The organism is Streptomyces sp. NBC_01171, assembly GCF_045039805.1.
GTDB lineage: Bacteria > Actinomycetota > Actinomycetes > Streptomycetales > Streptomycetaceae > Streptomyces.
In genome coordinates this window covers 4,512,610-4,534,137 of record NZ_CP108609.1, presented here as the reverse complement: position 1 = coordinate 4,534,137, position 21,528 = coordinate 4,512,610, and the positions used below count along the sequence as shown (strand labels likewise).

Below are 21,528 nucleotides of genomic sequence, written 5' to 3'. Positions count from 1 at the left end.
CTAAGACGCCGAGTCGTCGCCCTTCATCGCCGCCTCCATCGCCAGCAGTTCCTCGTTCGGGACCGCGCCCCCGAACCGCCGGTCGCGGGAGGCGAATTCGACGCACGCTCGCCACAGGTCGCGGCGGTCGAAGTCGGGCCAGAGGACGTCCTGGAAGACCATCTCCGCGTAGGCGCTCTGCCAGAGCAGGTAGTTGGAGGTGCGCTGTTCGCCGCTGGGGCGCAGGAAGAGGTCGACGTCGGGCATGTCGGGGTAGTACAGGTACTTCTGGATGGTCTTCTCGGTGACCTTGGCCGGGTCCAGGCGTCCCGCCTTCACGTCCTCGGCGATGGCCTGCGCGGCGTCGGCGATCTCGGCGCGGCCGCCGTAGTTCATGCAGAAGTACAGGGTGAGGAGGTCGTTGTCCTTGGTCTGTTCCTGGGCGACCTGGAGTTCCTTGGCGACCGACTTCCACAGCTTGGGCATCCGGCCCACCCACCGCACCCGGATGCCCAGCGCGTCGAGCTGGTCGCGGGACTTGCGGATGAAGTCGCGGTTGAAGTTCATCAGGAAGCGGACCTCGTCCGGCGAGCGCTTCCAGTTCTCGGTGGAGAAGGCGTAGAGCGAGATGTTGCGGACGCCCGCCTCGATCGCCCCCTGGAGCACGTCGAGCACCTGCTCGGCGCCCACCTTGTGCCCTTCGGTACGCGGCAGCCCCCGCTCCTTGGCCCAGCGCCCGTTGCCGTCCATGACGATCGCCACGTGCTCGGGGACCAGCTCACCGGGAAGCTTCGGCGCGCGGGCGCCGGACGGGTGCGGTTCCGGCGCCTGGTACTCCCGGCGCCGGCCCCCCAGAAATCCGCGTACGACCATGCTTCTCGTCTCCTCAGCCGTGCTTGCTGCTTACTTCTCTGCTTACTTCTCTACGTATCGCAGGGAGCGCAGACCCCGCTCCAGATGCCAGTGCAGGTAGGCGGACACCAGGCCGCTCCCCTCGCGGACGTGCCGCGCCTCGGCCGCGTCCGCGGTCTCCCAGTCTCCCGTAAGCAGCGCGCCCAGCAGCATCAGGGTCTGCGGGGAGGGGACCACGCTGCCCGGCACCCGGCAGTCCACGCACACCGAGCCGCCCGAGGCGACGGAGAAGAACCGGTTCGGCCCCGGCATCCCGCACCGGGCGCAGTCACCGAAGGTCGGCGCGTAGCCGTTGACCGCGAGGGAACGCAGCAGGAAGGCGTCGAGGACGAGGTTGGAGGCGTGCTCGCCGCGCGCGAGGGTGCGCAGGCCGCCGACCAGGAGCAGGTACTGCTGTACGGCGGGCTCGCCCTCGTGGTCGGTGAACCGCTCGGCCGTCTCCAGCATGGCCGTGCCGGCGGTGTAGCGGGAGTAGTCGGTGACGATGCCGCCGCCGTACGGCGCGATCGTCTCGCTCTGGGTGCACAGCGGCAGCCCCCGCCCGACCAGCTCGCTGCCCCGCGCGAAGAACTGCACGTCGACGTGGGAGAACGGCTCCAGCCGGGCCCCGAACTTCGACTTCGTGCGCCGTACACCGCGCGCCACCGCCCGCACCCGGCCGTGGCCGCGGGTGAGCAGGGTGATGATCCGGTCCGCCTCGCCCAGCTTCTGGGTGCGCAGCACGATGCCGTCGTCGCGGAACAGACTCATGCCGTCCATTCTCGCCCACGCCCGGACCCGCGAAGGCGTCACTCCGGTTATCCGCCCCCGGCTGTGACCGGCCCCACGCCCGGCTCTACGATCCCGCTGGACGTGACGCATGTGTGCGCACGGGCCGCCTGTGGCGGCAAGGGGAGAGGCTGGACATGAGAACAGAGGCAGGCGGCGCGCGGGCGCCGCGGGGGAGACGGGCCAAGATATGGCTCGCCGCCGGGACCGTGCTGGTGGCGGGGACGGGCGCGGTCGTCGCCCTCCGCGCCACCTCGGGCACCGACACGGCGGCGGAGGGGCCCCACGTGGTGCACACCTCGGTGGACTCGCTGGACCTGACCGGTTCGGCGGGCGAGCGCGCGCTCGCGGCCCGCTCGACCAAGGCGTTCCGGATGCTGGCGGTGAGCTGGCAGGACCCGAGCGTCCGCCTCGACGGGACGGTGCGGGTACGCACCCGGTCGTCGGCGACCGGCAAGTGGACCGACTGGCAGGCGCTGGGCGCCGGGGACGCGCAGCCCGACCCCGCCGAGCGCGACCGGGCCGGAGTGCGCGGTGGCACGGCCCCGCTGTGGGCCGGGCCCTCCGACGGTGTACAGGTGAAGGCCGACGGCAAGGCGCTGCCGAAGGGCCTGACCGTCGACCTGGTGGACCCCGGCAACGGTGGTTCCACCACCCCCGCGATGGACCCGGCCGCGTACGCGATGCCCGGCGACGGCGAGGAAACCCCGACGGACCAGCCGACCGACCCCGGCACCTCCACCCCGGAGCAGACCCCGTCGGACGACCCGGCCGAGACCACGCCCGCGCCCACCGACTCCGCGACGGAGACGCCGGCCGAGACCACGCCGCCGCCCACCCCGACCGCCGAGCCCTCGCAGAGCACCTCGGCCGGAACGACCGCTCCCACGTCGCCCAGCGCGCCGACCTCGACGGCGCCGCCGACCAGCGCGTCGCCCACCGCGCCGGGCTACCTGCCCTCGCTGTCGGCCGCGTACCCCTCCTGCGCGAGCGCCTCGGCCGTGCCGCACACGATGCCGAGCCCGCTGCCCGCGCAGCCCCCGGCGACGAAGGTGCCCGCTCCCCCCTTCGTCACCCGCGCGGGCTGGGGCGCGGACGAGTGCGCCCGTGACACCGGTTACCCGGACTACGGCCACACGGTGAAGGCGGTGTTCGTCCACCACACCGACACCACCAACGCCTACTCCTGCGCCGACTCACCCTCGATCGTGCGCAGCCTGTACGCGCTGCATCTGCACCAGGGCTGGCGCGACCTGGGCTACAACTTCCTGGTCGACAAGTGCGGCACGATCTTCGAGGGCCGGTTCGGCGGCGCCGCGATGCCGGTGATCGGCGCGCAGACCTACGGGTTCAACACCGACTCGATGGGCATCGCCGCGATCGGCACGTACACCGACCTCAGCGGCGGTGACTCCACGGCCAGCACCATCCCCGGTGCGGCGCCGAGCCAGGCCATGGTGACCGCGATCTCCCGGATCGCCGCGTGGAAGCTCGGCATGTCGGGGGTCAGCCCGACCGGCACCAGTTCCCTGACCGAGGGCGCCAAGGACAGCTACGGCTTCACGTTCGGCACCGCGTACACCCTGAACGCCGTCTCCGGGCACCGCAACGGCTTCGCCACCGACTGCCCCGGCAACCAGCTCTACGCGAAGCTGGCCACCATCCGCTCCTACGCCGCCGGTCCCCCCGCGGGGGTCGGGGTCACCAGCGTGGACACGCCGTCCGGCGCGGTGCGTTCGGGCACCGGGTACGTCACCGGCACCACGGCGACCGTGCGCTGGTCCACGTCGACGCCGACCTCGCTGCTCTCGGGCGCGGAGGTCCTCGTGGACGGCACCTCCGTGGCGAAGGTCGCGGGCTCCGCGACGTCGGCCTCCGTCCCGCTCGCCTCGGGCCGCCACACCGTCCAGGTGCGGGCGACCCACGTCTCGGGCAAGACCGCCACCTCGGCTGCCGTCACGGTGACCGCCGACACCACGCGGCCCACCTACCCCACCGCGCCGTCCGCCCAGTTGGGCAAGGGCACGGTCAACACGGCGGCCGTGCCGGTGACGGTGACCTGGAAGGCGGCCGACGACAACGGGCTGCGTTCGCAGGCCGCCACCTCGCCGACCGCCAAGACCCTGACGGCCACCTCCACGAACTGGGCCACCACCGCCAAGTCGGCGACGGCGACCAAGTTCGGTCTCACCGCCACCGACCTGGCCGGCAACACGGCGACCACGTCGGTCACCCGGACCGCCACCCTCCTCCAGGAGAGTTCCGCCAAGGCCACCGGCACCTGGACCAAGCGGTCCAGCAGCAGCTACCTCGGCGGCTACTCGTCCAGCTCCGGCACCAAGAGCGCCTCGCTGACCTGGACCTTCAAGGGCCGTTCGGTCGCGTGGATCGCCTCGCGCGCAAGCACCTCGGGCGCGGTCCAGATCTACGTCGACGGCACCCTGCAGACCACCGTCGACCTGAAGTCGGCCACCACGGCCTACCGCCAGGCGATGTGGACCAAGACCTGGAGCAGTGCGGCCCAGCACACCCTGAAGATCGTGGTCGTCGGCACCTCCGGGCGTCCGACGGTCACGACGGACGGCATCGCGGTCCTCAACTGACCTGATGCTTCCAGGAAGCGGCCTTCACCGGACTCCGGTCCGGTGGAGGCCGCTTTCCTTGTGCGTGGCAACCCGTCGTCACGGCACCTCGCCTCTGCTGCGGGCATTCGCGTACGCCGTCGCCGCGCTGATCCGCTCCACAGGGGTCGCCGCCCGCACCCGGTCCGGCGGTACGTCCCACTCCCGGCCGCCGCCCAGCGGTCTGAGCTTCACATACGGTCCCTGGTGTCCCATGACCACGCCCACTCTGTTCGTCCCGGTGTCCAACGCGTACGAGCCCAATGGCGGTCGCGCCGCCTTCATCGCAGCGCCGCCGCGAGCAGCGCCGCCGTCTGCACGGAGCACCGTCCCAGCTCCACCAAGGGGATCGGGGCCTCGCAGGCCAGCGAGATGGGATCCAGCCCGAGCGAAGGCAACTTGATCCCGACCTTCTCCAATGCGGTCCGCAATTCCTCGAGGGTTCGCTCCGCTTCCTCGACCCGGTCCGCTGAATCCTGTGTGTTCACTGTCCGCATCACTTCCCTTCCGTCCCGCCCTTCACGCTTCGTGTCCTCACGGTGACGCTCCACAACTAGACTCGGAAGGGGCCTGGGCCCTACAAGCACGTGGCAGCACAAGGGGGTTGGCAGTGGCCAACGGTTCACGTCAGGCGGTCTGGGAGTTCTTCGGAACCGAGCTGAAGCGTCGCCGCGAGGAGGCGGGGCTCACCCAGACGGAGTTGGGGGCGAAGGTTTTCGTCTCCGGCGGGTACATCGGCCAGTTCGAGCAGGCGATCAGGAAGCCGCAACTGGATGTGGCCCAGCGGATCGACGAGGTGCTGCAAACCGAGGGTATTTTCGAGCGGCTGTGCAGAAAGCTGATCGATGATCCAAGGTATGCGGATTATTTCGCGCACGTGGTGGAGCTGGAGCGCCTGGCGACGCGGATCTGCGAATTCGCTCCCACGGTGGTTCCGGGCCTGCTCCAGACGAAGGAGTACGCACGTGCGGTCACCATCGCGGCCAACCCCTTCCAGGCCGACGAGCACGTGGACGAGATCGTCACCGCACGACTGGAGCGCTCGCTGATTCTCAGCGACGCTGCAAGGCCGGAGTATTGGGTGGCGCTGCATGAGAACGTGCTGCGCAGTCCAGTTGGAGGACCGACGGCCATGGCTGCTCAACTGGACCACATTGCCGGTCTGATGCGAGCTCGCACGGCCATAGTGACGGTAATTCCGTATGAGACCGGAGCGCACGCCGCCATGAACGGCTCGCTGAAGCTCATGGAGTTCGAGGACGCACCCCCGGTCGCCTATACAGAGACCTCGTTTTCCGGGACGCTGGTGGACGTACCGGCCGTGGTGAAGCGAGCCCAGCGCGCATACGATCTTCTCAGGGTCGCCACGCTGTCGCCGGAGGCGTCCCTGACCCTGATCGTTTCGGCGGCGGAGGACTTCAGACGATGCGTGAGTACGACCTGACCAACGCCCGCTGGCACAAGAGCAGCTACAGCAACGGCGAGGGCGGCGACTGCGTCGAGGTCGCAGCGGGAGTCCCCGGTGTCTTCCCCGTACGGGACAGCAAGGTCCAAGACAGCCCCGTACTCCTCCTCAGCGCCTCCGCCTGGGCCAACTTCATTGACGCCATCCGGCACTGACATCCGCACCCCGCGCCTCGACCTGCTCCCCCTGCGGGTCGAGCACGCCGAGGAGATGGCCGGGGTACTGGCCGACCCCGCCCTGCACCGCTTCATCGGCGGGAGCCCGTACACCCCGGACGCGCTCGCCACCCGGTACCGCCGACTCGTCGCGGGCTCCCCCGACCCCGAGGTCACCTGGCTGAACTGGGTGATCCGGCTGCGCGAGGACTCCCGCCTGACCGGCACCGTCCAGGCGACGCTCAGCGCGGCGAACGGCACCGCCGAGATCGCGTGGGTGGTGGGCACACCCTGGCAGGGGCGGGGCATCGCCAAGGAGGCGGCCGTAGCGCTGGTCGCGTGGCTGACCTCGTACCCGGTGCCGAGCATCACCGCGCACATCCACCCCGACCACCACGCCTCGGCCGCCGTGGCGAGGGCGGCGGGCCTCGCGCCCACCCCGGAGCGTCAGGACGGCGAGGTCCGCTGGGCGTGTGGAGGCCACGCCAGGGGCACTGGGGACTCCGGGAGGGAACATGACGCGACGACCCAAGCCCCGTGAAGCACCGGCCTGGACGAAGCCCGGATCTCAGGGGGTCTTCTGGCTGTACCTGTCGATGCTGGTCCTCAACTTCGCCGTACTGGTCGTGCGGGTCCTGGCAGGTGACGGAGGAGGCCGGATCGGCTCCTCCCTCGGCATCTGCGTCCTGTTCGCCTTGCTCCTCGTGGCGAACCGGTCGGCGCGGCGCAAGCGGTCGATGTCCACGCGCTAGACCAGTGGATCACTCAGCTCGATCGCTCGTAGCGCCGCCGCCAAGGCACGCTCGTCCCCCACGTCCAGCGCGGTGTCCGTCAGTTTGATGACGTGCTCGTCGCCGTGGGCAAGGGCTCGCTCGGAGAGTTCTTCGGGGGTGAGGGGGCCCGGTGGGGCGTAGGGGACGGGCGCGTCGGGTGCGTACATCGCCGTGACCGCCGCCGACGCCGTCCACGCGGCCCGCATGCTCGGGACCCACAGGTCTCTCGGCAGCGCGGGCAGCGTACGCAGTACCGCGTTGGGCGCCGTCGCCGCGTGCACCAGCATCGTCGGCTCGCCGTGGGCGTGGGTGGCGTACCGGTGGGTGGCGGCCCGGACGAGGTCGGTGAGGCGGCGGTGCGCCTCGTCCGGGTCGGTGACGTCCGCCGCCCAGACGGGCAGGCCCGTGACGCGGTCGAGCCGCGCGGGGAAGCCGCCGTCGCGTACGGCGACGGGCCGCACCGCGTCCAGCGCGGCGGCGGCGCTGTCGGCACCGGGCAGCGGGGTGAGCCCGGTGACGGGCCGGTGCCGAGCGGCCCAGTAACCCAGCCCGTGCGCAAGCTCGTTCACCCGTGGCCCGGTCTCCCCCGCCAGCAGTGTCCGCACCGCGTGCCCCACCCGGATCACCGGATGCGTGGACCCCCCGTACATGCCGGGCAGCAGCCTTGGCCACCACTCCGCGAGTACCTCACGCCACCCGCGCTCCCCCACCTCCCCCTGGAAGTACCCGACCCAGTCGGCCACCCGCCGCGAATCCCCCAGCGCGGCGGCCCAGTTGGCCTGAGTCACCCGCTCCACCCCGGCCGGGAACTCCTCCAGCTTCCGTGCGTACAGGCCGACCCACCGGTGCACGCCGGCCGCCTGCCCCCGCGCCACCAGCGCCTCCACGGCCATGGGCGCGTGGTTCGTGAGCCGGCCCATCCGCTCCGGCCCCGCCCCGTGCAGCCGCTCCAACGCCTCGTCCAGAACCCCGGTCTCATCCATGCCGAGGACGGTAGAGCGGGGTGCGGGGGCGGCGTAACGGCCGGAAGACCTAGGTCTGATCCGACCGGGACCTAGGTCAGACCCTCGCTTTCATAGCGCGCCAATGTGCTGCGGGCACTCTCGGTGTCGGGGTGCCGGCTGCCCAATACCCGGTCGAGATCGGCCACCGCCCGCCGCAGGAGCCTGAGGCCCTCTTCCCTGCGCCCGGCCTCCCAGTGGGCGACAGCGAGATTGCCGCGACCCGTCAAGGTCGCGGGATGGTCAGCGCCCATCAGCCGCTCCCTGTCGGCGACCAGCGCCCCCAGCAGGGCGACGGCCTCCTCCACTCGCCCGGCCCGCCAGTAGTGATAGGCGAGGTGATTACGGACGTTCAGAGTCTCGGGGTCCTCGTACCCGAGCAACCGCTCGCAATCGGCAATCAACTGTGGGAGCAGCTCACCGGCCTCCTCCACCAGGCCGGCCTGCCAATAGCAGTTGATGAGATTGAGGCGTGCGCCCAGGGTGTCGGGATGCTCGGCTCCCAACAGCCGTTCACTGTCGGCGATCACCCACCTCTGAAGACCTACGGCCCACACGGCCCGGCCCACCTCCCGGTAGGCGGTGGCCAGGTTGCTCCGAGCCGTCAGGGTGTGGGGATGCTTGTCCCCGAACTGCCGCTCGCAGTCGGCGACCAGGCACTCGAACAGGCCGACGACCTCCTCGGTGCGTCCCGTCTTTCCGTAGGAGATCGCGAGATTGTTCCGGACGCCGAGAGTGAGAGGGTGCCGGTCTCCCACCAGTCGCCGGCAATCGGCGAGCACCCGCTCCTGAAGGCCGACTGCCTCCGGCACCCGCCAGGCGTCCGCATAGGCAGTGGCCAGGGCGCTGCGCACCGTCAGGGTCTGAAGGTGTTCATGGCCCATCCGCCGCTCACAATCGGCGGTCAGTCTCTGCCAGTAGGCGAGGGCGGGCGCCACGAGCCCCGATCTGCTCAGGCTCTCACCGGCGCGGCCGAGAACCGCGTGAGGCACGGAGTCCCACAGGGAGTCGGATGCGTGGTCCGCGAGGGCGTCCGTGTTGGCGCGCAGGGTGGCCGCGAGGTCGGGGCGGAGTTGGTCGGGGTAGGGCCAGATGTTCACGAGTGCGTCCGCCGCCGCCTCGGCCAGCTCGGGCAGCCGCGCCTCGGGAATCCCCTCCCGCACAGCCCGAGCCGTCAGGGCGTGGATGCGGACGGCACGCGGCTCCGCGCGGGTGTCGCAGGTGATCAGGGCGTAGCGGTGGAGGAGGCGCAGGGCCTTGTGGGCCTGATCCGGGGAAGCCTCGTCGGGGGCGAGGCAGTCCAGGAGGGGCTGGGCGGACCACAGGGCGTGGGGGTGGCCGGCCGGGTCCAGGAGGGCCACCAGGCTGAGCGCCGTGGTGGCGAAGCCCGTCGTGTCGGCCGCTCGGGCGGCCTCCAGCGACAGCAGGAGGGTCGTGGTGATCTGGCGGCCGTAGCCCTCGGTGTCGGCCGACTCGGGGAGGGCCTGCTCCAGCGAGGTGCGGTGGTCCGTGAACAGGGCCAGGTACGCCGTACATGTCAGCTCCTCGTTGATCATGTACGCCGTGGCGTGGCTCAGGGCCAGCGGTAAGTGGCCCAGAGCCGAGGCGAGTTCGGCGACCTGCTCGTCCAGCAGGTGCCCCATGCCCTCACCCGTCAGGCGGGCCCGCACGAAGGCGTGCGCCTCCTCCGGGGTGTACACGTCGATGTCGATCCGGGTCCGGCCACCGCCCGTCATCCGGGCGTCCTTCAGCCGCGTGGTGGCCAGCACCCAGCCCGACCCCGTACGGCTCGCGGGCCACCACGACGTGAGGACAGCGGGGTCGGTCACGTCGTCCAGCACCACCAGCCAGCGCCGGGAGGTGGTCGTCAGCCACTCCAGGAACAGGCGCGCGTCCGCCTCCGGGTCGTGCCCCGCCGCGCCCGGCACGCGCACGCGTGCAGCGGCCTGCGCGTACTGGGTGATGACCTGCTGGGCCTCCGTCGCGGCCGCCCACACCACGAGGTCGTACCCCTCGGTCACCGCGTCGGAGGCGCAGGCGGCGGCCAGTTGGGTCTTGCCCACGCCGCCGCCTCCGGAGAGGACTTGGGTCAGGACGGCCGTCCCGGCGTTCGCCCGCGCGTCTTCCATCTGCTCGCGCAGGTCCTGCCGGGGCTGGAACGCGGACGCCAGGGCCGGTACCGGGCCGATCTCCACCGGCCATGCCACCGCTGCCGTCGGGGCGTGGTGGAAATGGATGTTGGCGACCCGGCTGTTCTCCCCGAGCGCGCTCCCCTCGATGCTGCCCCCGGCACCGACACCTCCGGCACCCACGGTCAGCCCACCGTCGGAGGAAGCCTCACCGCGCCCCCACCGCCACCGAGAGCGCGGACCGCCGGTGTCGTTCGCCCCAGCCACCCCGAACCCCCGTCCGCCTGGCACACCTGCCGTAAAACGTAGCGCTCCCCACCGCACTGGGTGAACATGTCCCTGTCGGACGAGGGGTGGGGGTCCTGATGACACGGACGTGGGTGTGGGTGACCGCCGTGGTGGCCGGGGCGGGCACCGTGGGGCTGGTCCTGGTCGCCGTGCTGGCGGACCTGGACACCGCCGGTCAGGCCGCGAGCGTGGTGGGCGCGGTGGTGGCGCTGGCCGCGCTGGTGGTCTCGGTGCTCGCGCTCTTCGGAAGCCCGACGCCCACGCCCGGACGCCGGGTACGCGCCGGACGAGGCGCCGTCGCCGCCGGAGGCGACATCACCGGCTCCGCCCTCGGCAAGAACGCCAAGGTCACCGGCCCTCGTACCCCCACCACCCGCGCCCGCCGGACCCACGACGACATCCGCGCGGGCCGCGACGGCATCGCCGCCGGAGGCGACATCACCGACAGCGCCCTCGGCGAGGGCAGCGAACGGTAGGCCCGCTCAGCCCGCCACCAGGCTCTTGAACAGCTCGCCCGGCACCGTGTCCGCCGCGTCCGGGACCGTCACGCGCACCGGCTTGCCGAGGTCCGCGAGGTTCATCGTCGCGGTCACCCCCGCACCGGCGAGGTTCATGGCCAGGCGGGTCCGTACGAGGCGGCCGCGGCCGTCGATCCAGGCGTCCGCGAAGGCGGGCAGGTCGGCGCCGAAGTCGAAGCCGCCCGCGATGCCGATCCGGAACTCGCTTCCGCCGCCCGCGAGTTCCCTTCACACTGAACCGGAAACCCCGCCCATGCCGACAGGCGGCCCCCGTCGGACGACCTTACGCGGCGCCGCTCCGCCGCAGCTCGAGGCGGGTGCCGGACCAGCTCCCCGCCACGTCCAGGGGCACCCGGCTGAGCCCGGCCGCCGTCGCGCTCTCCGCGATCTCGGCGGGCTCCACATACCCGTCGCGGCCGAGGTGGGGCGTCAGGAGCCAGATGGGCCCGCCGGAGGTGAGGCCGGTCAGGGCGTCCGTGAGCGCGTCGAAGAGGTCGCCGTCCTTCTCGCGCCACCACAGCAGCACCGCGTCGGCGAGGTCCTCACCGGCCGCGTCGGCCAGCGCGTCGCCGGTCCACTCCTCGACGGCCGCGCGCAGGCGGTCGTCGCAGTCCTCGTCCCAGCCGATCTCCCGCACGACCTGTCCCGCCGTGATCTCCAGCCGGTCCGCGAGCACCCGCTCCGCAGTGGTCATCGCCGTCCTCCAGTTACGTAAGGCCGCGATGCTCAACGCCGGGGGACTCCCGCGCGTCACGCCCCCCTGGTCAGGAGGGCATACGCGCCGCCGTAAGGACCCGTTCCACCACCTCGGCGGGGAGGAGCAGGGCCTCGCCGGCCGTGGCGAGGGCGGTGTGTTCGGCGGGGGTGTAGGGGCCGTCCGCGAGGGCGATGAGGGCGGCGTCCAGGAGGAGGGACTCGCGGCCCGGCGCGGCCAGGTGGGGGGCGAGGGCGCTGAGGGGGGTGCGGGGGTCGCCGCCGTCGAGGGTCATGGCGAGGCGTTCCGCCGCGTCCTCCTCGCAGCCCGCCGCGCGCACGGTCTCGGCCGCCGTCTCCAGTGCGGCCCGCGACCCGGTGCCCCCGGCGACCAGCACGGAGACGGCGACCGCGTGGACCGCGTCGCGGAGCAGGACGGAGAGGCGGCGGGTGGTGGGGTGGTCGAGGGTCTCCACACCGAAGCGGTGCAGACAGGAGGCGCACTCCACGACCGGCTCGGTCGTCCCGCGCGCCAGCAGGGGCACCCCGAGCACGGTGAGGCGTGTGCGGCCGGTGAGGCGCTGGTAGTTGCGGTCGCCGCCGCAGCCGGGGCAGAAGAACTCCCCGTCGCCCTGGGGCGTCCAGGCGGTGCGGGAGCCCAGGATGTGCCGGACGAACCCGGTGGCTCGGCCGTCTCGTCCCCGTACTGGCAGCACGTCGCACCTCCGCACGTAACCACGCGGCAACATCGCCGCGCTGGCGTGATGTTAGCCACATCACGGAGCCCGAGTCAGCACCCCGGACGAGACCGGCCCGTGACCTGCGACGTTCCCTGGCCGGAAGACGACGGTGCCCCGGCCGCCGTATACAGCGGCCGGGGCACCGAAGCGCCGGGTCGGGGCGGGGTCAGCGGGTCGCGCGGTTCACCGCGGAGACGACCGCCTTCAGCGACGCACGTGTCGTGTTCGCGTCGATGCCGATGCCCCACAGCACCTTGTCGCCGACCGCGCACTCGATGTAGGAGGCGGCCTGCGCGGACGCGCCCTCGCTCATCGTGTGCTCCTGGTAGTCCAGCAGGCGTACGTCCACGCCGACCGACTGCAGCGCGTCGAAGAACGCCGAGATCGGACCGTTGCCGGTACCGGTCAGCACGGTGTCCTCGCCGTCCACCGTCGCCTCCACGGTCAGCGTGTCCACGCCGTCCGTGTCGGTGGTCGACTGGCCGGTACGGACCTGGATGCGGCCCCACGGGTTCTGCGGGTTGGGCAGGTACTCGTCCTGGAAGGCGGCCCAGATGTCGCGCGGGGTGATCTCGCCGCCCTCGGCGTCCGTCTTGGCCTGGATGATCTTCGAGAACTCGATCTGCATCCGGCGGGGCAGTTCCAGCTTGTGGTCGTTCTTCAGGACGTACGACACACCGCCCTTGCCGGACTGCGAGTTGACCCGGATCACGGCCTCGTAGGAGCGGCCGACGTCCTTGGGGTCGATGGGCAGGTACGGCACCGCCCACTCCAGCTCGCCCACGCCGACGCCCTGGGCGGCAGCGTCGGCCTCCATCGCGTCGAAGCCCTTCTTGATGGCGTCCTGGTGGGAGCCGGAGAAGGACGTGTAGACCAGGTCGCCCACGTACGGGTGGCGCGGGTGGACCTCCATCTGGTTGCAGTACTCCCACGTGCGACGGATCTCGTCGATGTCGGAGAAGTCGATCTGCGGGTCGACGCCCTGCGAGAACAGGTTCATGCCCAGGGTGACCAGGTCGACGTTGCCGGTGCGCTCGCCCTGCCCGAACAGGCAGCCCTCGACGCGGTCGGCGCCGGCCATCAGCGCCAGCTCGGCGGCGGCGACCGCCGTGCCCCGGTCGTTGTGCGGGTGCACGGACAGGACGACGTGCTCGCGGCGGGAGAGGTTGCGGTGCATCCACTCGAACCGGTCGGCGTGCGTGGACGGGGTGGAACGCTCCACCGTGGCGGGCAGGTTGAGGATGATCTCGCGGCCCGGACCCGGCTGGTAGACGTCCATCACCGCCTCGCAGACCTCCAGGGCGAAGTCCAGCTCGGTGTCGGTGAAGATCTCCGGGCTGTACTGGTACCCGAACTCGGTCTCCGGGCCCAGCAGCTTCTCCGCGTACTCCACGACCAGGCGGGTGCCGTCGACGGCGATCTGCTTGATGTCCTCCTTGGAGCCCCGGAAGACCACCCGGCGGAAGACGGGCGCGGTGGCGTTGTACAGGTGGACGGTGGCGCGGCGGGCGCCCTTCAGGGACTCCACGGTCCGCTCGATCAGGTCCTCGCGGGCCTGGGTGAGGACGGAGATCGTCACGTCCTCGGGGATCGCGCCCTCCTCCTCGATGATGGAGCGCACGAAGTCGAAGTCGGTCTGACCGGAGGCGGGGAAGCCGACCTCGATCTCCTTGTAGCCCATCTTGACCAGTTGGTCGAACATCCGGCGCTTGCGCTCGGGCGACATCGGGTCGATCAGGGCCTGGTTGCCGTCGCGCAGGTCGGTGGAGAGCCAGCGGGGGGCTGCGGTGACGCGCTTGCCGGGCCAGGTGCGGTCGGGGATGTCGACCTGGTCGTACTGGCCGTAGCGCTGGAACGGCATGGGGCTGGGCTGCTGGCGGTTCGCCATGATCGCGTGGGCTCCTCGGAAAGTCCTTGGGACGGCCGACGACGCAACGCCAAAAGCACCGCGGGGAGGGGGTCGGCCTTGCTTACAGGCCCTCGCCGCGGCAGCTAAGGAGAAGCAGCCCGAAACGCATGATGCTGTGCAGCCTAACCGAGGCCCGCCGGGCTCGCGGGGGCGTCTCGGCATGCGGAACCGGAGCGGGTGGCGCGGACCCGTGATCGGGTCCGCGACGAGGGTCCATACCACTCGGTGACGCGGAGTGACGAGAGATATCACCGTATTTCATCAATCACGGTTACACCTAGTGACTTTGCCATCGCTCGGTGCGACCATTTATTGGCATGACGACCAACGGGGGCCATGAGCCCGTCTTCTGCACGATCGTGCCGCCGCACCTCCTCGACAAGCTCGCGCGCGACTCCGACCCGGCGCTGTCCGGCCCGGCCCGCCGCTCCCTGGAGCGGGACGCGTTCGAGCGCACCCGCCGCCGGCTGACCACCGTGATCGGCGCGCAGGCCGCCGCCACGGCCGCCGACGGGGACCAGCCGGACCGCACCATCTTCGACGCCGGGCACACCCAGAACCTCCCCGGCAAGAAGGTCCGCGCCGAGGGCTCCGAGCCGGGCCCGGACGCCACGGTCAACCGGGCCTACGCGGGCCTCGGCGCCACCTTCGAGCTGTATCTGAAGGTGTACGGCCGCCGCTCCATCGACGGCCAGGGCCTCCCGCTCAAGGCCACGGTCCACTTCGACAAGGACTACGACAACGCCTTCTGGAACGGCGAGCAGATGGTGTTCGGCGACGGGGACGGCGAGATCTTCCTCGACTTCACCATCCCGGTCGACGTCATCGGCCACGAACTCACCCACGGCGTCACGCAGTACACCGCGAACCTCGCCTACTTCGGCCAGTCCGGCGCGCTCAACGAGTCGCTGTCCGACGTGTTCGGCTCGCTGATCAAGCAGTACACGCTCCGCCAGACCGCCGCCGACGCGGACTGGCTGATCGGCGCCGGTCTGCTCGCCCCGCGCGTCCAGGGCCAGGCCCTGCGCTCGATGAAGGCCCCGGGCACCGCGTACGACGACGACGTGCTCGGCAAGGACCCCCAGCCCGCCGACATGCAGCACTACGTGCACACCGGCCGGGACAACGGCGGCGTCCACATCAACTCCGGCATCCCGAACCACGCCTTCTACATCGCGGCCACCGCGATCGGCGGCTACGCCTGGGAGAAGACCGGCCAGATCTGGTACGACGTGCTGACCGGCGGCAAGCTCAAGGAGGACGCCCAGTTCGCCGACTTCGCCACCCTGACCGTGAAGGCCGCCCGCGAGCGGTTCGGCGCGGGCGGCGAACTCCAGGCGGTGGAGAAGGCGTGGGAGGAAGTGGGGGTGGAGACGCTGTAGCCGCGGTGCCGGACACTGGGGTCATGCGTATCCAAGTACGGCGTACGGGCGGCTTCGCGGGCATCGAGCGGCAGGCCGAGGTGGACACCTCCGGGCGCGCCGACGCCCAGGAGTGGCGCACCCTGGCCGACCAGGCCCTGGCCGCCGCGCCGGGCACCCCGGTACCGGGTGTCCCGGACGGCTTCCACTACGAGATCACGGTGGACGGCCACACCGTCCACGCGGCCGACCCCCGGCTGACCGAGGCCCAGCGGGAGTTGGTGTCGCGCGTGTTGAAAGAGGGGGCCTGAGGGAGGGGGCCTAGGCGAGCTGTTCGCCGAGGAACTCCTCCCAGGTGCGCTTGCCGGTGTCCGCTCCGGCGAGGGTCAGGTTGTCGCCCGCGCGGTAGGCACGGCCCGCCTTGCCGGGGATGCGGATCCCCAGCATCGGGCGGCGCTTGCCGCGGGCCTGGAGGTAGCTCCGGCCCAGCTCGCCGAGGCCGTACACCCGGGGTCCGGCGAGGTCGGGGACGAGTCCGGCCGGGGCGCCGAGGGTGAGGTCGGTGAGGCGGGCGGCCACGTCGCGGGAGTCGACCGGCTGGAGGCGCAGTCCGCCCGGGACCGGGAAGACGGGCAGCTTGACCATCGACTCGACCATCTTCAGGGTGAGTTCGTGGAACTGGGCCGCCCGCAGCGTGGTCCACGGCAGTCCGGAGCCGGCGATCGCCTGCTCGGCGGCCAGCTTCGACCTGAGCCAGGCGAGCGGTACGCGGTCGGCGCCGATGACGGAGATGTACACGAGGTGCCGGACCCCGGCCGCCTGTGCCGCGCGCACCAGGTTGCCGGTGGCGGTGTCGTCGCCCTTGGGGCCGCCGGCGAGGTGGAGCACGGTGCCGACGCCGTCCAGGGCGGCGTCGAGTCCGGTGCCGGTGAGGAGGTCGACGCTCACGTGGTCCGGGCCGTCCCCGCCCTTGCGGGTCAGGACGCGTACCTCGCGGCCCGCCTCCCGCAGCAGGGGGACGACATGGCGGCCGAGCGTGCCGGTGCCACCGGTGACCAGGACGGAAGTGCTGGAGGTCATGACTGCTCCCAGTTTCGCGGGAACCGGAACGCTTGCGTCCAGGTCCCTTCGGCGGGTTCTCGGTGTTCTACTTCCGTGACACCCCGCGCGGAAGGAATGTGACAGGTGGACGACGGCAGTTGGTCGGCGGAGGTCTTCGAGCGGCACCGGGCGCGGCTGCGGGCGGTGGCGTACCGGATGCTGGGCTCACTGAGCGAGGCCGACGACGCCGTGCAGGAGACCTGGCTCCGGGCCGACCGGGCGGGCGCCGAGGGGGTGGAGAACATCGCCGGGTGGCTGACCACGATCGTCGGGCGGGTGTGCCTGAACCTGCTGCGCGCCCGGGACCGGCGGCACGAGGACCCGCTGGAGGCCCGGCCCGCCGACCCGGTCACCGGCCCGGGGGACGGGGGTGCCCCGGAGGAGGAGGCGGTGCTGGCCGACTCGGTCGGGGTGGCGCTGCTGGTGGTGCTGGACCGGCTCTCCCCGGCGGAGCGGCTGGCGTTCGTGCTGCACGACCTGTTCGCGGTGCCCTTCGACGAGCTGGCCCCGCTGCTGGAGCGTTCCCCGGCCGCCGTAAGGCAGTTGGCGAGCCGGGCCCGGCGCCGGGTCAAGGGCGAGGGCCCGCTGCCCAAGAGCGATCCGGTCCGGCGGCGCCACGCGGTGGAGGCGTTCCTCGCGGCCACGCGGGGCGGGGACTTCGACGCGCTGGTGGGTCTGCTCCACCCGGACGTGGTGCTGCACGCCGACCGGTTCGTGGTCCCGACCCCGGAGCCGGTCACGGTGGTGGGTGCCGGCACGGTCGCGCGGGGTGCGATGGCGGCGACCGGCCGGGCCCGGTTCACCGGTCTCGCCCTGCTGGACGGCTCGGTCGGCCTGGTCATGGCCCCGCACGGCCGCCTGGCCCTGATCCTCGCCTTCACCTTCGCGGAGGACGGCGGGATCATCGGGATCGAGGTCGTCGCCGACCGGGAGCGGCTGGCCACGCTCGACATCGTGCCGCTGGAGGACTGACAGGGGCGTTGACGCGGCGGGGGCCGGGTGCGGATGATCCGGCCCATGGTGACGGACGCGCACGGCCCTCTCCCCCGCTTCCCCGACGGCTTCCTGTGGGGGGTGTCGACCTCCGCGCACCAGATCGAGGGCGCCGCCGACCTGCGCGAACCTTCCGTGTGGGATGTGTTCACCGCCGAGCCGGGCCGGGTGAAGGACGGCTCCACGGCCGCCGTGGCCTGCGACCACTACCACCGCTACCCGGAGGACGTGGCCCTGCTGGCGGGCCTCGGCGTGGACGCGTACCGCTTCTCGATCTCGTGGCCGCGCGTGAACTCCCCCGGCGGGCCGGACTTCTACGACCGGCTGGTGGACGCGCTGTGCGAGGCGGGGGTCCAGCCGGTGCCGACGTTGTTCCACTGGGATCTGCCGGCCGGGCTCGACTGGCTGGACCGGGACACCGCGTACCGGTTCGCGGACCACGTCTGCGGTGTCGCGGACCGGCTCGGGGACCGCGTACCGCGCTGGATCACCCTCAACGAGCCCGCCGAGCACACCCTGTTGGGCCACGCCCTCGGCACCCACGCCCCTGGCCGGGCCCTGCTCTTCGACGCGCTCCCGGCCGCCCACCACCAGCTCCTCGCGCACGGTCTGGCGGTACGGGCGCTGCGCGCGGCCGGGGTGAGCGACATCGGCATCGCCAACTCCCACTCGCCCGTGGAGCCCGCCTCCGCCGACCCGGCGGACGTGGAGGCGGCCGTGTTCTACGACCTGCTCCTCAACCGCCTCTTCGCCGAACCCGTCCTGCTGGGCCAGTACCCGGACGGCACGGCCGCCTTGATGCCCGAGGGCGCCGAGGACGACCTGCGGATCATCGCGGAGCCGCTGGACTGGTACGGGATCAACTACTACGCGCCCGCCAAGGTCGGCGCCCCCCAGGAGAGGCCCACCGCGTTCGGCGGGGTGACGCTGCCCGCCGAACTCCCCTTCTCGCTGCGGGAGTTCGAGGGTGTGCCGGTGACCGACTTCGGCTGGCCGGTCGTCCCCGAGGCGCTGACCGGCCTGCTCACCGGGCTCCGGGACCGCTACGGCGACCGGCTCCCGCCCCTCGTCATCACCGAGAACGGCTGCTCGTACGAGGGACTGGACGACCAGGACCGCATCGCCTACCTGGACGGCCATGTCCGCGCCGTGCACTCCGCGCTCGCCGAAGGGGTGGACGTGCGCGGCTACTTCGTCTGGTCGCTGCTGGACAACTTCGAGTGGGCCGAGGGCTACGCCCGCCGCTTCGGCCTGGTGGACGTGGACTTCGCCACGCTGCGGCGGACCCCGAAGGCGTCGTACCGCTGGTACCAGGAGTCGCTGCGGGCGCAGCGCTGAACGGTCAGAAACCGAGCTTGCGGAGCTGCTTGGGGTCGCGCTGCCAGTCCTTGGCGACCTTCACATGGAGGTCGAGAAAGACGGGCGTGCCGAGCAGGGCCTCGATCTGCTTGCGGGACTTGATGCCCACGTCCTTCAGCCGCTTGCCCTTGGGGCCGATGATGATGCCCTTCTGGCTGGGCCGCTCGATGTAGACGTTGGCGTGGATGTCGAGCAGCGGCTTGTCGGCCGGGCGGTCCTCGCGCGGGAGCATCTCCTCCACGACGACGGCGATGGAGTGCGGCAGCTCGTCGCGCACGCCCTCCAGCGCGGCCTCGCGGATCAGCTCCGCGATCATGACCTGCTCGGGCTCGTCGGTGAGGTCGCCCTCGGGGTAGAGCGCCGGGCCCTCGGGGAGCAGCGGCACGATCAGGTCGGCCAGCAGGCTCACCTGCTTGCCGCCGGTCGCCGACACCGGCACGATCTCGGCCCACTCGAAGCCCAGCTCCTTGCCGAGCTGGTCGATGGCGATGAGCTGCTCGGCGAGGGTCTTGGAGTCGACCAGGTCGGTCTTGGTGACGATGGCGACCTTGGGGGTCTTCTTGATCCCGGCCAGCTCCTTGGCGATGAAGCGGTCACCGGGGCCGATCTTCTCGTTCGCCGGGAGGCAGAAGCCGATCACGTCGACCTCGGCCCAGGTGGTGCGCACCACGTCGTTCAGCCGCTCGCCCAGCAGGGTGCGCGGCTTGTGCAGGCCGGGGGTGTCGACCAGGATCAACTGGGCGTCGTCCCGGTGCACGATGCCGCGCACCGTGTGCCGGGTGGTCTGCGGCTGGTCGGCGGTGATGGCCACCTTCTGCCCGACCAGAGCGTTCGTGAGGGTGGACTTGCCCGCGTTGGGACGGCCCACGAAGCACGCGAAGCCTGCGCGGTGGGCGTTCTCGCCCGACCGCTCGGATGACTGGGTACGAACGCTCATGCCGACCATTCTCCCTGATCCGCGAGCCCGTGCCGCACCAGTGTCCGAAGCACCCCCGCGACCAGCGTCTCAGACCGCCGACGCGTGCCGAAACACCACGGAAACGCCCCTGTAGGCGACCGGAAACGCGCACCCGTGACCCTCTGACGAGCCCGCTCCCCCGGATCACTGGAGACGCCCGTGACCCTCGCCGCCGCGCACGCGGACACCGGTGACACCGCCTGGCTGCTCGCCGCCACCGCCCTGGTACTGCTGATGACACCGGGCCTGGCCCTGTTCTACGGCGGCATGGTCCGCGCGAAGAGCGTCCTCAACATGCTGATGATGAGCTTCGTGTCCATCGCCCTGGTCACCGTGGTCTGGCTGGCGGCCGGCTACTCCCTCGCCTTCACCGACGACCTCGGCGGCGGCCTGCTCGGCGGGCTGGAGAACGCCGGGATGGCCCACATCGGCCCGTCCGCACTGCACGGCACGGTGCCGACGCTGCTCTTCGCCACCTTCCAGCTCACCTTCGCCATCATCACGGCCGCCCTGATCAGCGGCGCGGTCGCGGACCGCACCCGGTTCGGGGCGTGGCTGGTGCTGGTGCCGGTGTGGACGCTGCTCGTATACGTTCCGGTCACGCACTGGGTGTGGGGGCCTGGCGGGTGGATCGGCGCGAAGCTGGGGGCGCTGGACTTCGCGGGCGGTCTGCCGGTGGAGATCACGTCCGGCGCCTCGGGACTCGCCCTGTGCCTGGTCCTCGGACCCCGGCTCGGCTTCAAGAAGGACGCCATGCGGCCGCACAGCCTGCCGATGGTCATGCTCGGCGCCGGGCTGCTGTGGTTCGGCTGGTTCGGCTTCAACGCGGGCTCCGCGCTCGGCGCGAACGGCCTCGCCGCGGCCGCCTTCCTCAACACCATGGCCGCCGGCTGCACCGGTCTGCTGGGCTGGCTCCTGGTCGAGCAGAAGCGGGACGGCCACCCCACCACCCTGGGTGCCGCCTCCGGCGCGGTCGCGGGCCTGGTCGCCATCACCCCGTCCTGCGGGACCGTCTCGCTGCTGGGTGCGCTGGTCGTCGGCCTGGCCGCGGGTGTCGTCTGCTCGTACGCGGTGGGCTGGAAGTTCAAGCTGAACTTCGACGACTCCCTCGACGTCGTCGGCGTCCACCTGGTCGGCGGGGTGATCGGCACGCTGCTGATCGGCCTGTTCGCGGACAAGGCCATGACCGGCGGCCCGCAGGGGCTGTTCCACGGCGGCGGGCTCGGGCTGCTGGGGCGCCAGCTCGTCGCGGTGCTCGCGGTCGCCGGGTACGCCTTCGCGGTGACGTACGGGCTCGGCAGGCTGCTCGACCGCACGATGGGGCTGCGCGCGAGCGAGGACGAGGAGCGCACCGGGCTCGACCTTACGGTGCACGCCGAGACGGCCTACGATCACGGGGTCCTGGGCCATGGCGCCCCCGTCGCCCCCGTCCGGAAGGCCGAGAGCCCCGCATGAAGCTCATCACCGCCGTCGTGAAGCCGTACCGCCTGGACGAGGTGAAGTCCGCCCTCCGCGACCTCGGCATCGACGGCCTCACCGTCACGGAGGCCAGCGGCTACGGCCGCCAGCGCGGCCACACCGAGGTCTACCGGGGCGCGGAGTACCAGGTCGACCTCGTCCCCAAGGTCCGCCTCGAACTGGTCGTGGAGGACGCGATGGCCGAGGACGCGATCGACGCCATCGTCCAGGCCGCCCACACGGGCAAGATCGGCGACGGCAAGGTGTGGTCCGTGCCGGTGGAGACGGTGGTGCGGGTGAGGACGGGAGAGCGGGGACCGGACGCGCTGTGACCAGCCCCCGGACTC

The 21,528-nt window shown here is 71.7% G+C and carries 24 protein-coding genes; 12 read left to right on the top strand and 12 right to left on the bottom strand.

From position 1 onward, the window contains the following. Both OG448_RS20870 and recO read right to left on the bottom strand, forming a co-directional pair. Entirely contained in the window at window positions 1-852 is an 852-nt protein-coding gene (locus tag OG448_RS20870) for an isoprenyl transferase (RefSeq protein WP_164189279.1), read from the bottom strand. A 42-nt stretch (window positions 853-894) separates the two neighbouring features. Continuing rightward, entirely contained in the window at window positions 895-1,641 is a 747-nt protein-coding gene (gene recO, locus OG448_RS20865) for a DNA repair protein RecO (protein ID WP_030814776.1), read from the bottom strand. A 155-nt stretch (window positions 1,642-1,796) separates the two neighbouring features. Here recO and OG448_RS20860 point away from each other — a divergent pair, with 155 nt between their 5' ends. Continuing rightward, window positions 1,797-4,262, top strand: coding sequence for an N-acetylmuramoyl-L-alanine amidase (locus OG448_RS20860; RefSeq protein ID WP_405555902.1), 2,466 nt, complete (start codon window positions 1,797-1,799; stop codon window positions 4,260-4,262). 78 nt (window positions 4,263-4,340) lie between these two features. Here OG448_RS20860 and OG448_RS20855 read toward each other — a convergent pair whose 3' ends face one another. After that, complete coding sequence (locus OG448_RS20855) at window positions 4,341-4,565, bottom strand: hypothetical protein (RefSeq protein ID WP_405555900.1); 225 nt, start codon at window positions 4,563-4,565, stop codon at window positions 4,341-4,343. Next, window positions 4,562-4,777, bottom strand: a complete 216-nt coding sequence (locus OG448_RS20850; protein ID WP_391291688.1) for a hypothetical protein — start codon at window positions 4,775-4,777, stop codon at window positions 4,562-4,564. Before OG448_RS20850 ends, OG448_RS20855 begins: the two co-directional genes overlap by 4 nt. A 113-nt stretch (window positions 4,778-4,890) precedes the next feature. Between OG448_RS20850 and OG448_RS20845 the strand changes: the two genes are divergently transcribed. From OG448_RS20845 to OG448_RS20830, 4 genes are read left to right on the top strand one after another with little or no spacing between them, the layout of a single operon-like run. Beyond that, on the top strand, window positions 4,891-5,724 hold the full coding sequence (locus OG448_RS20845; RefSeq protein ID WP_405555898.1) for a Scr1 family TA system antitoxin-like transcriptional regulator: 834 nt from the start codon (window positions 4,891-4,893) through the stop codon (window positions 5,722-5,724). Then, window positions 5,706-5,900, top strand: coding sequence for a DUF397 domain-containing protein (locus tag OG448_RS20840; RefSeq protein WP_405555896.1), 195 nt, complete (start codon window positions 5,706-5,708; stop codon window positions 5,898-5,900). Before OG448_RS20845 ends, OG448_RS20840 begins: the two co-directional genes overlap by 19 nt. Then, on the top strand, window positions 5,881-6,441 hold the full coding sequence (locus OG448_RS20835) for a GNAT family N-acetyltransferase (protein ID WP_405555894.1): 561 nt from the start codon (window positions 5,881-5,883) through the stop codon (window positions 6,439-6,441). Before OG448_RS20840 ends, OG448_RS20835 begins: the two co-directional genes overlap by 20 nt. Further along, on the top strand, window positions 6,416-6,652 hold the full coding sequence (locus OG448_RS20830; RefSeq protein WP_405555892.1) for a hypothetical protein: 237 nt from the start codon (window positions 6,416-6,418) through the stop codon (window positions 6,650-6,652). The genes OG448_RS20835 and OG448_RS20830 overlap by 26 nt, the downstream gene beginning before the upstream one ends. On the opposite strand, the gene OG448_RS20825 is transcribed toward OG448_RS20830, so the two are convergent. Further along, window positions 6,649-7,656 carry a questin oxidase family protein gene (locus OG448_RS20825; RefSeq protein WP_405555891.1) on the bottom strand — a complete coding sequence of 336 codons (1,008 nt, stop codon included), beginning with the start codon at window positions 7,654-7,656 and terminating at the stop codon, window positions 6,649-6,651. The genes OG448_RS20830 and OG448_RS20825 overlap by 4 nt on opposite strands. Window positions 7,657-7,727: 71 nt before the next feature. Continuing rightward, window positions 7,728-9,986, bottom strand: a complete 2,259-nt coding sequence (locus tag OG448_RS20820) for a tetratricopeptide repeat protein (RefSeq protein WP_405555889.1) — start codon at window positions 9,984-9,986, stop codon at window positions 7,728-7,730. Between the two features lie 182 nt (window positions 9,987-10,168). Here OG448_RS20820 and OG448_RS20815 point away from each other — a divergent pair, with 182 nt between their 5' ends. Next, window positions 10,169-10,567, top strand: a complete 399-nt coding sequence (locus OG448_RS20815; protein WP_405555887.1) for a hypothetical protein — start codon at window positions 10,169-10,171, stop codon at window positions 10,565-10,567. Window positions 10,568-10,573: 6 nt separating this feature from the next. Here OG448_RS20815 and OG448_RS20810 read toward each other — a convergent pair whose 3' ends face one another. The 4 genes from OG448_RS20810 to leuA form a co-directional block, all read right to left on the bottom strand. After that, the gene (locus tag OG448_RS20810) at window positions 10,574-10,705 is read right to left on the bottom strand and encodes a hypothetical protein (RefSeq protein ID WP_405555885.1); all 132 of its coding nucleotides are present in this window, start codon (window positions 10,703-10,705) and stop codon (window positions 10,574-10,576) included. 187 nt (window positions 10,706-10,892) lie between these two features. After that, complete coding sequence (locus OG448_RS20805; protein WP_405555883.1) at window positions 10,893-11,303, bottom strand: DUF3052 domain-containing protein; 411 nt, start codon at window positions 11,301-11,303, stop codon at window positions 10,893-10,895. A 70-nt stretch (window positions 11,304-11,373) separates the two neighbouring features. Then, a complete protein-coding gene (locus OG448_RS20800) occupies window positions 11,374-12,018 on the bottom strand; it encodes a TerB family tellurite resistance protein (RefSeq protein WP_405555881.1) in 645 nt (214 codons plus the stop codon). A gap of 190 nt (window positions 12,019-12,208) precedes the next feature. Beyond that, entirely contained in the window at window positions 12,209-13,930 is a 1,722-nt protein-coding gene (leuA, locus tag OG448_RS20795) for a 2-isopropylmalate synthase (RefSeq protein WP_405555879.1), read from the bottom strand. Window positions 13,931-14,268: 338 nt separating this feature from the next. Between leuA and OG448_RS20790 the strand changes: the two genes are divergently transcribed. Both OG448_RS20790 and OG448_RS20785 read left to right on the top strand, forming a co-directional pair. Next, window positions 14,269-15,333, top strand: a complete 1,065-nt coding sequence (locus OG448_RS20790; RefSeq protein ID WP_405555877.1) for a M4 family metallopeptidase — start codon at window positions 14,269-14,271, stop codon at window positions 15,331-15,333. A gap of 23 nt (window positions 15,334-15,356) precedes the next feature. Further along, window positions 15,357-15,623, top strand: a complete 267-nt coding sequence (locus OG448_RS20785) for a protealysin inhibitor emfourin (protein ID WP_391291701.1) — start codon at window positions 15,357-15,359, stop codon at window positions 15,621-15,623. Between the two features lie 10 nt (window positions 15,624-15,633). On the opposite strand, the gene OG448_RS20780 is transcribed toward OG448_RS20785, so the two are convergent. Further along, window positions 15,634-16,392: an SDR family oxidoreductase gene (locus OG448_RS20780; protein ID WP_405555874.1), complete on the bottom strand. Its 759-nt coding sequence runs from the start codon at window positions 16,390-16,392 to the stop codon at window positions 15,634-15,636. 105 nt (window positions 16,393-16,497) lie between these two features. On the opposite strand from OG448_RS20780, the gene OG448_RS20775 reads away from it, so the two are divergent. Continuing rightward, entirely contained in the window at window positions 16,498-17,385 is an 888-nt protein-coding gene (locus tag OG448_RS20775) for a sigma-70 family RNA polymerase sigma factor (protein WP_405555872.1), read from the top strand. Window positions 17,386-17,418: 33 nt separating this feature from the next. Further along, the gene (locus tag OG448_RS20770) at window positions 17,419-18,744 is read left to right on the top strand and encodes a GH1 family beta-glucosidase (protein ID WP_405555871.1); all 1,326 of its coding nucleotides are present in this window, start codon (window positions 17,419-17,421) and stop codon (window positions 18,742-18,744) included. A gap of 4 nt (window positions 18,745-18,748) precedes the next feature. Here OG448_RS20770 and era read toward each other — a convergent pair whose 3' ends face one another. After that, a complete protein-coding gene (gene era, locus OG448_RS20765; protein ID WP_164189241.1) occupies window positions 18,749-19,702 on the bottom strand; it encodes a GTPase Era in 954 nt (317 codons plus the stop codon). A gap of 180 nt (window positions 19,703-19,882) precedes the next feature. Between era and OG448_RS20760 the strand changes: the two genes are divergently transcribed. Continuing rightward, on the top strand, window positions 19,883-21,178 hold the full coding sequence (locus tag OG448_RS20760; RefSeq protein ID WP_405555869.1) for an ammonium transporter: 1,296 nt from the start codon (window positions 19,883-19,885) through the stop codon (window positions 21,176-21,178). Beyond that, window positions 21,175-21,513: a P-II family nitrogen regulator gene (locus OG448_RS20755; protein ID WP_405555867.1), complete on the top strand. Its 339-nt coding sequence runs from the start codon at window positions 21,175-21,177 to the stop codon at window positions 21,511-21,513. The genes OG448_RS20760 and OG448_RS20755 overlap by 4 nt, the downstream gene beginning before the upstream one ends. Window positions 21,514-21,528: the final 15 nt, after the last annotated feature.